The following is a 14021-nucleotide window of genomic DNA, read 5'->3' as shown; positions in this document are numbered from 1 at the left end:
TAGGCCACGTCCGGTGAGCGGCGCGTCACCCTACTCGCCGGTATCATCGCGGTGGTGCAGCCGAATTTCCTGATCCGTCGCGCGGTCCAGCTCGGTCTCACCGCCAACGCGCTCCGCCCGCTGCGGGCGCGCTCCACGACGATCCCGGTGTTCTTCGCCGGGTGGCTGACCGGGGAGCTGGCGCCCCAGTTCCTGGCGCTGACGGCCGCGGATTCTCTGCTCCACGTGGCCCGCCACGGTGTTCGCGACCGGTCGACGAAGGCAGGCCTGACGATGGCGGCGGCGTCCGCCGCGGGCCTGGCCACGCTGGTCCGCACCGGGCACGGCGCCCGCGAGGAGATCGAGAAGGCGCTGACGTCCGCGTTGGGTGCGGACTACGCCGACGAGCTGGGCCGGTCGGACCTGGGCCTGCCCTGGGGCGAGCTGGCGCTGCCGTTCCGGATGGGCGCCCCGGACGTCCGCGTCGACCGCAACATCGCCTACGCCCCGGGCGGCAAGCGGTTCCTGCTGGACGTCTACCACCCTTCCGAACCGGTTTCCGGCGCCCCGGTGCTGCTGCAGGTCCACGGCGGCGCGTGGGTGATCGGCAACAAGGAGGAGCAGGGCCGGCCGCTGATGCGCTACCTGGCTCGTCGCGGCTGGGTGTGCGTCGCGATCAACTACCCGCTCTCGCCGGCGCACCGGTGGCCGGCGCACATCGTCGCGGCGAAGCAGGCCCTGGCCTGGATCCGCTCTTCGATCTCCTCGTACGGCGGCGACCCGCGGTTCGTGGCGGTGACGGGCGGCTCGGCGGGCGGGCACCTGTCGGCGCTGCTGGCGTTGTCGCAGAACGACCCGGCGCTGCAGCCGTCGTTCGAGGACGCGGACACGAGCATCCAGGCGTGCGTCCCGCACTACGGCGTGTACGACTTCGCGGCGACGTCCGGCGCACCGGCGAGCAAGTACCGGCTGGAGAGCCTGATCGCCCGCCGCGTGTTCGCGCCGGACCGCGACCCGGTGGCGCATCTGGACGACTACATCGCGGCGTCACCGCTGGACCGGATCACGTCGGACGCGCCGCCGTTCTTCGTGATCCACGGCCGGGACGATTCGCTGGTGCCGGTGCGCGAGGCGCGCGAGTTCGTTTCGCGGCTGCGGGAGAAGTCCCGGCAGCCGGTGGCGTACGCCGAGCTGGCCGGGGCGCAGCACGCCTTCGACGTGTTCACGTCGGTGCGGTCAGCGCACGTGGTGCGTGGGGTGGCCCGGTTCCTGGACTACACGTACAACGCTTGGAAAGCCGCTCAGTAAACGAGGTCCAGCGGGCTGGCCGAGGGTGGGCCGTCGAGGCGCCACTCCGGTCCTTCGCGGACGAAGCGGTACCAGCGCGCGTCACGCCCGTAGCGCAGTTGCAGCTCGCCTTGCGTCACCCGGTTGCGCCAGATCTTCGGCTTGCCCGGCAGGCCCGCGTCGGTCAGGGTTTCCTGCCCTTCGGCTAAGGGGCCCGGGCCGGGTTGCCACGTCTCGCGTTGGGCGGCCAGGCCGCCGCGGCCTGCTTCGCGCCAGGCCTCGGCCCAGCGGGTCAGATCCTTCGGGGATATTCCCGCCGCGGTGGCGAGGGCGGTGATCTCCGCGCTCGTGCGGCCGGCCGCGCGGCGGGCGAGGTCTTCCTCGAACGTCAGCTCCGCCGGGGTCGGGCCGCCGGTCAGGAGGTCGCGGGCGAGGGAGGCCGCGTCCGCCGCGAGGGCGGACAGCGCCGCCGCCGTCCAGCCCGTACCCGGGGGCGGGTCGAGGTCCAGGACCGCCGGCGGTCCGGGAACCCGCGGTGGTGGCGGCAGCGCGGGGATGGCGCCCGGCCGTCGCGCGTAGGCCGCCCGCGGAGTGAGGCCCTCGTCCGCCCGCTTCGGGAGCTTCGGCTTCTCGCCGCGCGCCGGCGACCGGCGGGCGCGGAGTTCGGCCAGGACGTCCGACCGCGGGCGTCCGCGCAGCAGGAAGAGCGTGAACGGGTCGCGGTCCACTTCGTCGGCGACCAGGTAGTACACCGCCGCGACGTGCTTGCACGGGTTCGCCGAGTCCGGGCACGAGCACCGCGGCCGCAGGTCGCCCGGGCCCGGCAGCAGGTCGACGCCCGCTTCGCGCGCCTGCTCGGTGAGCGCGCCCGGGAGCTCGCCGTCGAGCAGCGCGGCCGCGTGGCCGAGCTGGGTGCCGACCACGCCGAGCAGCGTGTCCCACTCGCCGTCGGTGAAGGTGCGCATGGTGATGGTGACCTGGTAGGGCTCCGGCCGGCTGCCGCGCACCCACGCCGTCATCTCGCCGGCGCCGAAGTGCAGCTCGCTGACGGTGCCTTTGCGCGCGTACGTCCGCCCGCGCGGCAGCCGGTTCGGGTCGAGCTTCGCGCGCCGCTCCAGCGCTTCGACCCAGGCCCGGCCCCACCACGTCGTGCCGAAGTTCCGCCTCGGCGGCATCACCCGCTCCCGAGCCGGACGAGGTCGGCGAGCTCGTCGTCGGACAGGTCGGTGATCCAGTCCTCCCCCGCCCCGACGATCGATTCGGCGAGGCCGCGTTTCTTTTCGAGGACCTGCGCGATCCGTTCTTCGAGGGTGCCCTCGGCGATCAGCCGGTGCACCTGGACGGGCCGGTCCTGCCCGATCCGGTAGGCGCGGTCGGTGGCCTGGTCTTCGACGGCGGGGTTCCACCAGCGGTCGTAGTGGATGACGTGGGTGGCCCGGGTCAGGTTGAGCCCGACGCCGCCTGCCTTGAGCGAGAGCAGGAACACCGGGATCTCGCCGACTTGGAACCGGTCGACCATGTCCTGCCGCTTCGCCGGGGAGCTGTCGCCGGAGAGCAGCTCGGTGGGCAGGCCGCGATCCTTGAGGCGCCGCTCGAGCAGGCGGCAGAGCTGCACGTACTGGCTGAACACCAGGACGCTTTCGCCCTCGTCGAGGATGACGTCCAGGAGTTCTTCGAACGCCGCGAGCTTGCCGGAGCGGCCGGTGAGCGCGCCGTGCGGCTCCTTGAGGAACTGGGCGGGGTGATTGCAGATCTGCTTGAGTTCGGTGAGCAGCCGCAGCACCTGCCCGCGGCGTTCGATGCCCTCCTTTTCCCGGATGGCGGCGAGGTTTTCGCGCACCACGGCCTCGTAGAGCGTGGTCTGCTCGGCGGTGAGCGGGACGAACCGGTCGGTCTCGGTCTTGGGCGGCAGTTCCGGGGCGATGTCCGGATCGGTCTTGCGCCGCCGCAGCAGGAACGGCCGGACGGTGGCGGCCAGCCGCTCGGTGACCGCCTTGTCGCGGTCGCGTTCGATCGGGCGCGCGACGGTGCGGCGGAAGCGGTCGAGCGGGCCGAGCAGACCGGGAGTGGTCCAGTCCACAATGGACCACAGCTCGGTGAGCCGGTTTTCGACGGGCGTGCCGGTGAGGGCGACCCTGGCTTGCGCGGGAATCTTGCGCAGTTCCTTGGCGGTGGCGGAGAGCGGGTTCTTGACGTGCTGCGCTTCATCGGCGGCGACGAGGCCCCAGTCCACTTCGGACAGCGTTTCGCGATCCCGGCGGAGGACGCCGTAGGTGGCGAGGACGACCTCGTCGGGCGCGAGGTCGCCGAGGTGGCGGCGGCCGCCGTGGAACCGCCGGACGGGGATGCCGGGGGCGAAGCGGGCGAACTCGCGCTCCCAGTTGCCGAGGAGCGAGGTGGGGCAGAGGACGAGGGTGGGCCCGCCGGCGCCGGTGCGCGGAGGCTCGGCTTTCGATGCGCCGACCTGGTCAGGGCCGCCCGACTGCGCCGGGTCGGGTTCCAGCGGCTCAGGCGCCGAGCGGCTGGATGCGCCGGCTTGCGCCGCCTCGGCTGCCAGGTGCCCAGGCGGGCCGGGCTGCGCCCCACCCGGCTCCGGCCCCGCAACCACCGAGCGAGCGACCTCGCCGGACTCCATCGAGCCCGGCCCCAGCTCCCCTGCCCTCGTCAGCTCCCGGCGATGCAGGTGAAGGGCGATCAGCTGGATCGTCTTCCCCAGCCCCATGTCGTCCGCCAGGCAGGCACCCAGCCCCAACCCCGTCATCGTGGCCAGCCAGGACAGCCCCGCCTGCTGGTACGGCCGTAGCGTCGCCTGCAACCCGGGCGGCGGGGCCACCAAAGCCCCCGCCCGGTCGCGGATGCGCGAAGCCAGCCCACCCAGCGCCGGCGGGGCCGCGAACTCGACCCGCTCGCCGTCGACCTCCAGCTCGCCCGTCAACGCCGCCGCGAGGGCCTCGCCCGCGTCCAGCTTGCGGGTGCGGCCCCGGACCCGGGCCAGCAGCTGCGGATCGACCCGTACCCACTGCCCGCGCAGGCGGACCAGCGGCCTCTTGGCCTCCGCCAGCGCCGCCACCTCGGCCTCGGTCAGCTGCTCGCCGCCGAGGCTGAGCTGCCAGCGGAACTCCAGCAGCGACCGCAGCGCGAACTCCGCCTCCGCCACACTCGCCGGCGCCTGGGTGGCGCTCGCCCGAGCCTTCACCTCGCCCGCGAACAGCCCCTTCGCCCAGAGGACCTCGATGCCGGCGCCGCCGAGCTCGCGGGCGCCGTCGGTGAGCAGGTCGACCACCTCGTCGTCGGACAAGGCCAGCGAAGCGGGTGTTGCCTGGGTCAGCACCCGGCCCAGCGGCGTCCAGGCCCGCGCGCCGCGGCGCAGGCCGAGCAGCAGCTGCGTCTCGACCTGGTCGCCGAGGCGGTTCAGCACCGCGTCCGGGGCGTCCCACAGCGTGGCCGCCTCCACCACCAGGCTCGGCTCCGCCATGCTGCGCACCGCCAGCACCCCGGCGAACGACTCGTCGCCGGAGCCCTCGACCCGCAGGAGCACCTGGATTCCGCGGGGCTCGCGGGCCTCCAGCTCCGCGAGCCACGCCGCGCCGTCCGGGCCGAGCAGGGCAGGCTCGCGCGCCGCGAACGCCGGATCGCCCGCGCCCACCGGCGCCGCCGGGCTGCGCACCAGCAGGTCGGCCGTCCCGTCCCAGAGCGCGCGGACCAAAGAGTCCGGCGAGTGCAGGCGGATGCGCTTCAGCCCGGTCAACGGCAGCGCGTACGCCTCCGGTGGCAGGGCGCCGGCCAGCCCCCGCAGCAGTTCCTCGTCGGCGGCGTCCAGCGGGCCGATCCGCCAGGCCGCCGCCCCGCCCGGTGAGGCGGCCGGCCGCAGCCGCCCCCGCGCGACGAGGTTCACCCCGGCGTTGACGGCCGCCGACCACGCCGCGACCGCCGGGCTGGCCTGCTCCCCCACCGACAGCAGCCGGGGCAGCGCCCGCTCCAGCGGGACCAGCTCGGCCTCGACCTTCGTCCGCGCGAACTTGGCTCCGCGGGGCAGCACGAGCTCGATCGTGGTCCCGCCGGCCACGTCCTCGCCCCACAGGGCCAGCACCCCGTCCCGCGGGGGATCCGCGGGGAGGTAGGTGGCCTGGGTATCTGCGCTGAACTCCACGACCGCAACGCTAGAACACGACCCCGACAGTTTTGCCCTCGGCGGCGCGAACGGTCCCTTCGCACCGTTTCTCAACGCAACCCACTCGTGCGAGGAGGGGCATCACGCGTGACTGGAGAGGCATCACGCGTGATTGCGGGGGCATCAGCCGCGGGGCAGGCCGAGGAGGCGTTCAGCCGTCAGGGAACGCAGGACCTGCGTGGTGCCGCCGGCGATGGAAAGGCAGCGGGTCAGCAGGAATTCGTGCTGCGGCGGGCCGTCGGCGAGCAGGGTGCCCGAGCCGGCGAGCTCGAGCGCGAACTCCGCGACGTCCTGCCGGTGCTGGACGCCGAGCAGCTTCCGGACGCTCGACTCGGCGCCGGGATCCTGGCCCTCCAGGCGGCGCAGGGCCGCCCGCAGGTCCAGCACCGACCCGGCCACCCCGTCGGCCACCAGCGAGCCGAGCCGGTCCAGCGCGACGTCGTCCAGCTCCGCGGCGTCCACTGTGGACACCAACGCCTGCACGCTCTCGCCCACCGCCGAGCCGCTCCCGATGGCCACCCGCTCGTTGGCCAGGGTCGTGCGCGCCAGCCGCCAGCCGCCGCCCGGCGGGCCGACGACGTCGGCGTCCGGCACGAACACGTCGTCGAGGAACACCTCGTTGAACACCGCCTCGCCGGTGATCTCGCGCAGCGGCCGCGTCGTGATGCCGTCGGCGCGCATGTCGACCAGGAAGTACGTGATGCCCCGGTGCTTGGGCACGTCCGGGTCGGTGCGGGCCAGGCAGATGCCCCAGTCGGCTTCGCGGGCCAGCGACGTCCACACCTTCTGCCCGGACAGCCGCCAGCCACCGTCGACGCGCCGGGCCGCCGTCCGCAGGGCCGCCAGGTCGGACCCGGCGCCGGGCTCGCTGAACAGCTGGCACCAGGTCAGCTCGCCGCGCAGGGTGGGCCGGGCGAACCGCTCCCGCTGCTCGTCGCTGCCGTGTTCGAGGATCGTCGGCACCGCCCACGCGCCGATCACCAGGTCCGGACGGCGAACGCCCGCCGCAGCCAAGGCCGCGTCGATCCGCAGCTGCTCCGCGGCATCGGCACCCCGGCCGTAGGGCGACGGCCAGTGCGGCGTCAGCAGCCCCGCGTCGGCCAGCGCGGCACGCTGCGCATCGGCAGGCAGGGCCGCGATCCGGGCGACCTCGTCCTGCAGCGCGGGATCGTCCCCGACGTCGACGCTCAGCGTGCGTTCGCTCCCGGACAGCGCCAGCGACGCCGCCCGCCGCCGCCACGTCCCGCCGAGCCACTGCCGCAGGGCCACGGCCCGGCGCAGGTACAGGTGGGCGTCGTGCTCCCAGGTGAACCCGATCCCGCCGAGGACCTGGACGCAGTCCTTGGCGTTGGCGACGGCCGCGTCGAGGGCGACGACGGCCGCGCTCGCCACCGAGAGCGGGTGCTGCCCGGCCGCCGCGTCCCAGGCCAGCGCTTCGGCGGCTTCGGCGCGGCAGAGCATTTCGGCGCACAGGTGCTTGACCGCCTGGAAGGCCCCGATCGGCCGGCCGAACTGCTCTCTGACCTTGGCGTACTCGACGGCGACGGTCAGGCACCGCCGCGCCACGCCCGCCGCCTCGGCCGCCGCCAGGATCGCGGCCGGCGCGTCGACCGGCGGCAAGGTCAGCAGGTCGGCACGGACCCCCGAGAACCGGATGCGCGCCAGCGGGCGGGAGAAGTCGAACGCAGCCAGGGGCTCGACGCTCACCCCGGGCGTGCCGGGCGCGAGCAGCACGTGCCCGCCGTCGGCCGGGACGAGCAGCCAGGCGTCCGGGTGCGCCCCCGGCACCGGTCCGCTGACGCCGTCCTCGAGGGACACGGCGTCCAGCAGCACCGCGACGGTGGCTTCCCCCTCGGCGATGGCCGGGAGCAGCTCCTTCGCCTCGGGGACTTCGGCGAGCAGGAGCCCGGCGAGGGCGGTACCCAGCACCGGCCCGGGAACGAGTTCTTCCGCCGCCGCGGCGAGCCCGGCGGCGAGGTCGGCGACACCGCCGTCGGCCCCGCCGACCGCCGCGGGCAACGCGACGCCGAACAGGCCGAGGCCGGCGAAGCCGGCCGGGATGCCCGCGCCGGGGCCGGTTTCCGCGGCGCGCACCGCCTCCCGCGGGTGGTGCGCCGCGGACCAGGCGTGGACCGCCTCGGCCAGCGCGAGCTGTTCCTCGGTGAGCGCGACCGGCATGGGGCCTCCTCGCGGGACGGGACACTACTCGCGAGTGTAGAACGTGTTACAGTTTTCCGGCCAGTGGGTCAATTGTCGCGAGGTTCGCCAGGACAGGTAATCTACGTCGTGAACTGGAACAAGTTCCGAAGGACGGGGGAATGCCGATGCCAGGCAAAACCAAGGCCCGCGGCAACGGCCTGAGCGCGATCGGGGCCGACGAACTCGGCTCGGCCGCCCAGCGCGACCGCCGCCGCCGGATCATCGACGCCACCCTCGCACTCGCCTCGAAGGGCGGCTACGACGCCGTCCAGATGCGCGCCGTCGCGGAGAAGGCCGACGTCGCCCTCGGCACGCTCTACCGGTACTTCCCCTCGAAGATCCACCTGCTGGTCTCCGGGCTGGCCCGCGAGTTCGAGCGCGCGCAGGAGAAGCTGGAGCGCCAGGCCATCCCGGGCGACACGCCCGCCGAGCGGCTGATGTTCGTGCTCGGCCGCAACACGCGCCTGATGCAGCGCGACCCGCACCTGACCGAGGCCATGGTCCGCGCGTTCATGTTCGCCGACACCTCCGCCGCCGCCGAGGTCGAGCAGGTCGGGCGGCTGATGGAGAACATGTTCGCCAAGGCGATGGGCATCGCCGAGCCGGCCGAGGCCGACCGCGACATCTTCCACGTGGTCGCCGACGTCTGGATGGCGAACCTGGTGGCCTGGGTGACCCGCCGCGCCTCCGCGGCCGACGTCGCCAACCGCCTCGAACTGTCGGTGCACCTGCTGCTCGACAAGTGATCCCGACGGCGGCGGTCGCCGAAGCGCACCGCCGGCTGCACCGGGCCCTGGACGGCCTGACCGACGAGCAGGTCCGCGCGCCCTCGCCGCTGCCGGGGTGGACGCGCGGCCACGTCCTGGCCCACGTCACCGACGCCGGCCGCGCGCTCGCCGACCTCGTCGAGAACGCGCTGCTCGGGGTGCTGATCCCGCTCTACGACCCGCGGACGCACGACCGCGACGGCATCATCGAAGCCACCGCGGGCCGGACCGCCGACGAGCACCGGCGCGCCCTGCTGCGGCACTCCGTCCGGCTGGAAGACGCCTGGGCCCGCGTCCGCGACTGGGACCAGCACGTCGACTACCGCGACGGCAAGCTGTCCAGCACGGTCTTCGCGCGCTGGCGCGAGGTCTGGATCCACGCCGTCGACCTCGACGTCGGCATCGGCGTGGCCGACTGGCCCGAAGGCTTCTGCGTCCACGCGGTGGACTTCCTGGCCGGCCGCCTGCCCGGCGGCGTCACCGTCCGGGCCGGCGACCGCCGCTGGGGCTCCGGGAGCACCGAAGTCACCGGTCCGGTGCGGGAACTGGCCGCCTGGCTGTCCGGCCGGGCCGACGGCGGCGGCCTCACCGGCGACCTCCCGCCGCTGGGCCCGTGGCCGGGCGTCAGCGGTGCGCGGCGGCCACCTCCGCCAGCTCGTCGAGCGCCTTGAGCGTCTCGGCCTCGGGCAGCGTGTCCAGCAGGAACGTGTACCGCTCGACGCCGGCGTCGCGGAAGCCGTCGATGACCTTCGGCGTCGTCGGCCCGCCGAAGACCGCGAACTGCACGTCTTCGCGGCCCTGGTCCGCCAGCCACCCGCGCACCCGCTGCGCCTCCTGGTACTTCGTGTAGCCCCGGAGCAGCCAGCCGTCGCCGTACTTGGCCAGCCGGTTCAGGGCGGCTTCGCTCTCGCCGCCGATGTAAATCGGGACGTGCGGCTTCTGCACCGGCTTCGGCCAGCTGAAGATCGGGTCGAGGTCGATGTGCTCGCCGTGGAACTCGGCTTCGTCCTTCGTCCAGATCTCCTTGAGCGCGGCGAGCTGCTCGTCCATCAGCGCGCCGCGCGTCTTCGGGTCGGTGCCGTGGTTGCGCATTTCCTCCCGGTTCCAGCCGACGCCGACGCCGAACAGTGCGCGGCCGTCGGAGATCAGGTCCAGCGAAGCGACCTCCTTGGCCGTGTGGATCAGGTCCCGCTGGATCAGCAGGGCGATCCCGGTGCCGAGCAGCAGCTCCGACGTCGCGGTGGCCGCGGCGGTCAGCGCGACGAACGGGTCGAGGGTGCGGTAGTACACGCGCGGCAGGTCGCCCCCGCCCGGGTACGGGGTTTCCCGGCTGACCGGGATGTGCGAGTGCTCGGCCAGGAACAGCGAGTCGAAGCCGCGTTCTTCCAGCGCGGCCCCGAGCACGTCGGGCCGGATGCCTTCGTCGGTCACGAACGTCGAAATCCCGAATTTCATGGACAAGGACTACCACCGGGGCGGCCGGGGGTGCATGATGGAGTGATCTCATCACATGTTGAATAAAGGGGCGGACATGGACGCGCGGGACGTCGACTTCGAACAGCTGTACCAGGGCGCGACGCCGATCGGCCGCAAGATGCCGTGGGACCTCGGCGCCCCGCAGCCCGCGGTCGTCGCGCTGGCCGACGCCGGGGAATTCACCGGCGACGTCCTCGACATCGGCTGCGGCCTCGGGGACAACTCGGCGTTCCTGGCCTCCCGCGGCCTGACCGTGACCGGCCTGGACGGCGCGCCGTCGGCGGTCGAGCAGGCCCGCACGCGGGCGCCGGGCGTCACCTTCGCCGTGGCCGACGCGACGAAGCTCGAGGGCTACGAAGGCCGTTTCGACACGGTCCTCGACAGCGCGCTCTACCACTGCCTGTCCGAAGAAGCGCGCCACGCGTACCTGGCGGCGCTGACCCGCGCAACCCGGCCGGGCGCGCGGCTGCACCTGTTCTGCTTCTCGGTGGACGTCCCGGCCGGTTTCCCGGCGCCGTACCTGATCAGCGAGGCGAACCTGCGGGAGACGGTCGGGACGGACTGGACGATCGAGCGTCTGGAGCCGGCTGTGTACACGACGTCGATGACGCCGGAGGAGCTGCGGCAGAGCGTCCAGGTGGTGCTGGACGAGGACCCCGCCGACCTGTCCGCACTGGGGACCGACGCCGACGGCCGGGTCCTCGTCCCGGTCTGGCAGCTGAAAGCGGTGCGCCGCTAGTGTGTCGCGGGTCCGAGATGCGTTGACAGCGGCCCCGGCTCAACCGCCCCAAGGTGGCCTTGGGGCGCATCGGCCCGGACGGCGAAGAACCTGCGACGGTGCGCCGCTAGACGTTGCGCCGGTACTGGCCACCGACCTCGAAGAACGCCTCCGTGATCTGGCCCAGCGAGCACACCCGCGCCGCGTCCATCAGCACCCCGAACAGGTTGCCGCCGCGGGTGGCGGCCTCGCGCAGCGTCTTCAACGCCTGCTGGGCCTCTTCGTGGTGGCGGTGCTGGAAGTCCGCGAGCCGGTCGAGCTGGGACTGCTTCTCGGCCTCCGTCGCCCGCGCGAGCTCGACCTCGACGTCCTCCTCGCCCGCGTGCGGGTTGCGGAACGTGTTGACGCCGATGATGGGCAGCGAGCCGTCGTGCTTCTTGCGCTCGTACAGGATCGATTCGTCCTGGATCTTCCCGCGCTGGTAGCCCGTCTCCATCGCGCCGAGGACGCCGCCGCGCTCGGAAATGCGGTCGAACTCGGCCAGGACGGCCTCCTCGACCAGGTCGGTCAGCTCGTCGATGATGAACGAACCCTGCAGCGGGTTCTCGTTCTTCGACAGGCCCCATTCCTTGTTGATGATCATCTGGATGGCCATCGCGCGGCGCACCGACGACTCCGACGGCGTCGTGATGGCCTCGTCGAAGGCGTTGGTGTGCAGGGAGTTCGCGTTGTCGTACAGCGCGCACAGCGCCTGCAGCGTGGTGCGGATGTCGTTGAAACTCATCTCCTGCGCGTGCAGCGACCGGCCGGACGTCTGCACGTGGTACTTGAGCTTCTGCGAGCGCTCGTTCGCGCCGTAGCGCTCGCGCATCGCCACCGCCCAGATCCGCCGCGCCACCCGGCCGAGCACCGAGTACTCCGCGTCCATGCCGTTGGAGAAGAAGAACGACAGGTTCGGCGCGAAGTCGTCGATGTCCATGCCGCGCGCCAGGTACGACTCGACGTAGGTGAAGCCGTTGGACAGCGTGAACGCCAGCTGCGAGATCGGGTTCGCCCCGGCCTCGGCGATGTGGTAGCCCGAAATGGACACCGAGTAGAAGTTGCGGACGCCGTGCTCGATGAACCACTCCTGGATGTCGGCCATCATCCGGAGGCTGAACTCGGTGGAGAAGATGCAGGTGTTCTGGCCCTGGTCCTCCTTGAGGATGTCGGCCTGCACGGTGCCCCGGACGTTGCGCAGCACCCACTCGCGCAGCTCGGCCGCTTCGGCGTCCGACGGCTCGCGACCGTGCTCCTCGCGGAACGCCGTCAGCTTCTGGTCGATCGCCGTGTTGAGGAAGAAGGCGAGGATCGTCGGCGCCGGGCCGTTGATGGTCATCGACACCGACGTGTTCGGCGCGGTCAGGTCGAAGCCGTCGTAGAGGACCTTCATGTCGTCGAGGGTCGCGATGGACACGCCCGACGTGCCGACCTTGCCGTAGATGTCCGGGCGCGTGTCGGGGTCGTGGCCGTAGAGGGTCACCGAGTCGAACGCCGTGGAGAGCCGCTTGGCCTCCGAGTCGGCCGAGAGCAGCTTGAACCGGCGGTTGGTGCGGAACGCGTCGCCCTCGCCGGCGAACATCCGCGCCGGGTCCTCGCCGTCGCGCTTGAACGGGAAAACCCCCGCGGTGTACGGGAAGTAGCCCGGCAGGTTCTCGCGGCGCAGGAACGACAGCAGCTCGCCGGACTCGGCGTACCTCGGCAGGGCAACCCGCGGGATCCGGTTGCCGGACAGCGTGTCGCGCCACAGCTGCGTGCGCAGTTCCTTGTCGCGGACCTTGACGACGAGCTCGTCCTGGCGGTACTCCTCGGCAAGCGCGCGGAACCGCTCGAGCAGCTTCGTCGACTCGGCGTCCACATCGGACTCGGCCGCGGCGAGCAGGCCGTCCAGCGCGTCGGTCGAGGCGTCCACCTTGGACAGTTCCGCGCGCGCGACGGCGAGCGCCTCGTGCCTGCGGATCGCGGCGATCTGCGCCTGCGTCTTGGCGTGGTAACCGCGCACGGTCTCGGAGATCTCGGCCAGGTACCGAGCCCGATTGCCCGGGATGACCGTCGAGGCGTCGGTCGAGACCTTGCCCTCGACCTGCGGCAGCGTCCCCGCGGACACGCCGAGGCCACGCTCGGCCAGCATGCCCCGCAGGTGCTGGTACAGCGCGGTGACGCCGTCGTCGTTGAACTTCGCCGCGCTCGTGCCGTACACCGGCATGTCCTCCGGCGCCGACGAGAACGCCTCGCGGTTGCGCACCAGCTGGCGCGCGACGTCGCGGCGGGCGTCCTCGGCGCCGCGGCGTTCGAACTTGTTGATCGCGACGACGTCGGCGAAGTCGAGCATGTCGATCTTCTCCAGCTGCGACGCGGCGCCGAACTCCGGCGTCATCACGTACAGCGACTCGTCCACGAAGTCGACGATCCCGGCGTCGCCCTGGCCGATGCCCGGCGTCTCGACGATGACCAGGTCGTACCCGGCGGCCTTGCAGGCCAGGATCGACTCGCTCAGCCCGGCCGGGATCTCCCCCGACGTCGTGCGGGTGGCCAGGGAGCGGAAGTACACCGGAGAGCCGTCGAGGCAGTTCATCCGGATGCGGTCGCCGAGCAGCGCCCCGCCGCCCTTGCGCCGCGACGGGTCCACGGCGAGCACCGCGATCCGCAGCTTGTCCTCCTGGTCGAGGCGGAAGCGGCGGATCAGCTCGTCGGTGAGCGACGACTTGCCCGAGCCGCCGGTGCCGGTGATGCCGAGCACCGGCACCTCGCCCGTGCCCGCGGCCTCGGTGAGGCCGGCCAGCAGGTCCGCGGACAGCCGCCCGGCCTGCAGCTGGGTGATGACCCGCGAAAGCGCGGCGACGTCCCCAGAGAGCACCTTGTCCAGCGAAGGGGCCTCGGCCGCGAGGTCGACGTCGCAGGCCTTGATCATGAAGTTGATCATGCCCGGCAGGCCCATCTCGTAGCCGTCCTCGGGCGAGAAGATGCGGGCGACGCCGCGCGAGTGCAGCAGCTCGATCTCTTCGCGCACGATCACCCCGCCCCCGCCGCCGAAGACCTTGATGTGGCCGGCGCCGCGCTCGCGCAGCAGCTCCACCAGGTAGGAGAAGTACTCGACGTGGCCGCCCTGGTAAGCCGAGATGGCGACACCCTGCACGTCCTCGGCGATGGCCGCGGTCGCGACCTCGTCGACCGACCGGTTGTGGCCGAGGTGGACGACCTCCGCGCCCTGCGACTGCAGGATCCGCCGCATGATGTTGATCGACGCGTCGTGCCCGTCGAAGAGGCTGGACGCGGTGACGAACCGAACGGGGTGCACGGGACGGTACAGCTCGCTGCTCATGCCTACAAAATACTTTGACTTCCTACTATTGGAAACCCGAGGGCCGGTGACGCGGCTCTCAGG

The 14021-nt window shown here is 72.5% G+C and carries 9 protein-coding genes; 4 read left to right on the top strand and 5 right to left on the bottom strand.

Features of this window, described 5'->3' with window-relative positions; genetic code table 11:
- Positions 1 to 54: 54 nt before the first annotated feature.
- Entirely contained in the window at positions 55 to 1287 is a 1233-nt protein-coding gene (locus ACFPLC_RS28080; protein WP_378192910.1) for an alpha/beta hydrolase, read from the top strand.
- On the opposite strand, the gene ACFPLC_RS28075 is transcribed toward ACFPLC_RS28080, so the two are convergent.
- From ACFPLC_RS28075 to ACFPLC_RS28065, 3 genes are all read right to left on the bottom strand, one after another.
- On the bottom strand, positions 1281 to 2441 hold the full coding sequence (locus ACFPLC_RS28075) for an SWIM zinc finger family protein (protein ID WP_378192908.1): 1161 nt from the start codon (positions 2439 to 2441) through the stop codon (positions 1281 to 1283). The two genes, ACFPLC_RS28080 and ACFPLC_RS28075, sit on opposite strands and share 7 nt — an antisense overlap.
- Positions 2441 to 5416: a DEAD/DEAH box helicase gene (locus ACFPLC_RS28070; RefSeq protein ID WP_378192906.1), complete on the bottom strand. Its 2976-nt coding sequence runs from the start codon at positions 5414 to 5416 to the stop codon at positions 2441 to 2443. Before ACFPLC_RS28070 ends, ACFPLC_RS28075 begins: the two co-directional genes overlap by 1 nt.
- A 144-nt stretch (positions 5417 to 5560) precedes the next feature.
- Positions 5561 to 7615: an acyl-CoA dehydrogenase family protein gene (locus ACFPLC_RS28065; RefSeq protein ID WP_378192904.1), complete on the bottom strand. Its 2055-nt coding sequence runs from the start codon at positions 7613 to 7615 to the stop codon at positions 5561 to 5563.
- 140 nt (positions 7616 to 7755) lie between these two features.
- Here ACFPLC_RS28065 and kstR point away from each other — a divergent pair, with 140 nt between their 5' ends.
- Together kstR and ACFPLC_RS28055 are read left to right on the top strand one after the other, a co-directional pair.
- On the top strand, positions 7756 to 8382 hold the full coding sequence (kstR, locus tag ACFPLC_RS28060) for a cholesterol catabolism transcriptional regulator KstR (protein WP_308670047.1): 627 nt from the start codon (positions 7756 to 7758) through the stop codon (positions 8380 to 8382).
- Positions 8379 to 9074, top strand: coding sequence for a maleylpyruvate isomerase family mycothiol-dependent enzyme (locus tag ACFPLC_RS28055; RefSeq protein WP_378192902.1), 696 nt, complete (start codon positions 8379 to 8381; stop codon positions 9072 to 9074). Before kstR ends, ACFPLC_RS28055 begins: the two co-directional genes overlap by 4 nt.
- On the opposite strand, the gene ACFPLC_RS28050 is transcribed toward ACFPLC_RS28055, so the two are convergent.
- Positions 9028 to 9858, bottom strand: a complete 831-nt coding sequence (locus tag ACFPLC_RS28050) for an LLM class F420-dependent oxidoreductase (protein WP_378192900.1) — start codon at positions 9856 to 9858, stop codon at positions 9028 to 9030. The two genes, ACFPLC_RS28055 and ACFPLC_RS28050, sit on opposite strands and share 47 nt — an antisense overlap.
- A 76-nt stretch (positions 9859 to 9934) precedes the next feature.
- On the opposite strand from ACFPLC_RS28050, the gene ACFPLC_RS28045 reads away from it, so the two are divergent.
- Positions 9935 to 10618, top strand: coding sequence for a class I SAM-dependent methyltransferase (locus ACFPLC_RS28045; protein WP_378192898.1), 684 nt, complete (start codon positions 9935 to 9937; stop codon positions 10616 to 10618).
- 106 nt (positions 10619 to 10724) lie between these two features.
- Here ACFPLC_RS28045 and icmF read toward each other — a convergent pair whose 3' ends face one another.
- Complete coding sequence (icmF, locus tag ACFPLC_RS28040; protein ID WP_378192896.1) at positions 10725 to 13958, bottom strand: fused isobutyryl-CoA mutase/GTPase IcmF; 3234 nt, start codon at positions 13956 to 13958, stop codon at positions 10725 to 10727.
- Positions 13959 to 14021: the final 63 nt, after the last annotated feature.

This window comes from Amycolatopsis plumensis (genome assembly GCF_042652605.1).
GTDB lineage: Bacteria > Actinomycetota > Actinomycetes > Mycobacteriales > Pseudonocardiaceae > Amycolatopsis > Amycolatopsis plumensis.
The sequence above is the reverse complement of the archived record's forward strand: the minus strand, read 5'-3'. Positions and strand labels throughout refer to the sequence as shown.

Bases quoted from the DNA above. Each gene is read 5' to 3' on its own strand.
- icmF (WP_378192896.1), bottom strand. From the start codon at position 13,958: ATGAGCAGCGAGCTGTACCGTCCCGTGCACCCCGTTCGGTTCGTCACC.
- ACFPLC_RS28045 (WP_378192898.1), top strand. From the start codon at position 9,935: ATGGACGCGCGGGACGTCGACTTCGAACAGCTGTACCAGGGCGCGACG.
- ACFPLC_RS28065 (WP_378192904.1), bottom strand. From the start codon at position 7,615: ATGCCGGTCGCGCTCACCGAGGAACAGCTCGCGCTGGCCGAGGCGGTC.
- ACFPLC_RS28050 (WP_378192900.1), bottom strand. From the start codon at position 9,858: ATGAAATTCGGGATTTCGACGTTCGTGACCGACGAAGGCATCCGGCCC.
- ACFPLC_RS28075 (WP_378192908.1), bottom strand. From the start codon at position 2,441: ATGCCGCCGAGGCGGAACTTCGGCACGACGTGGTGGGGCCGGGCCTGG.
- kstR (WP_308670047.1), top strand. From the start codon at position 7,756: ATGCCGATGCCAGGCAAAACCAAGGCCCGCGGCAACGGCCTGAGCGCG.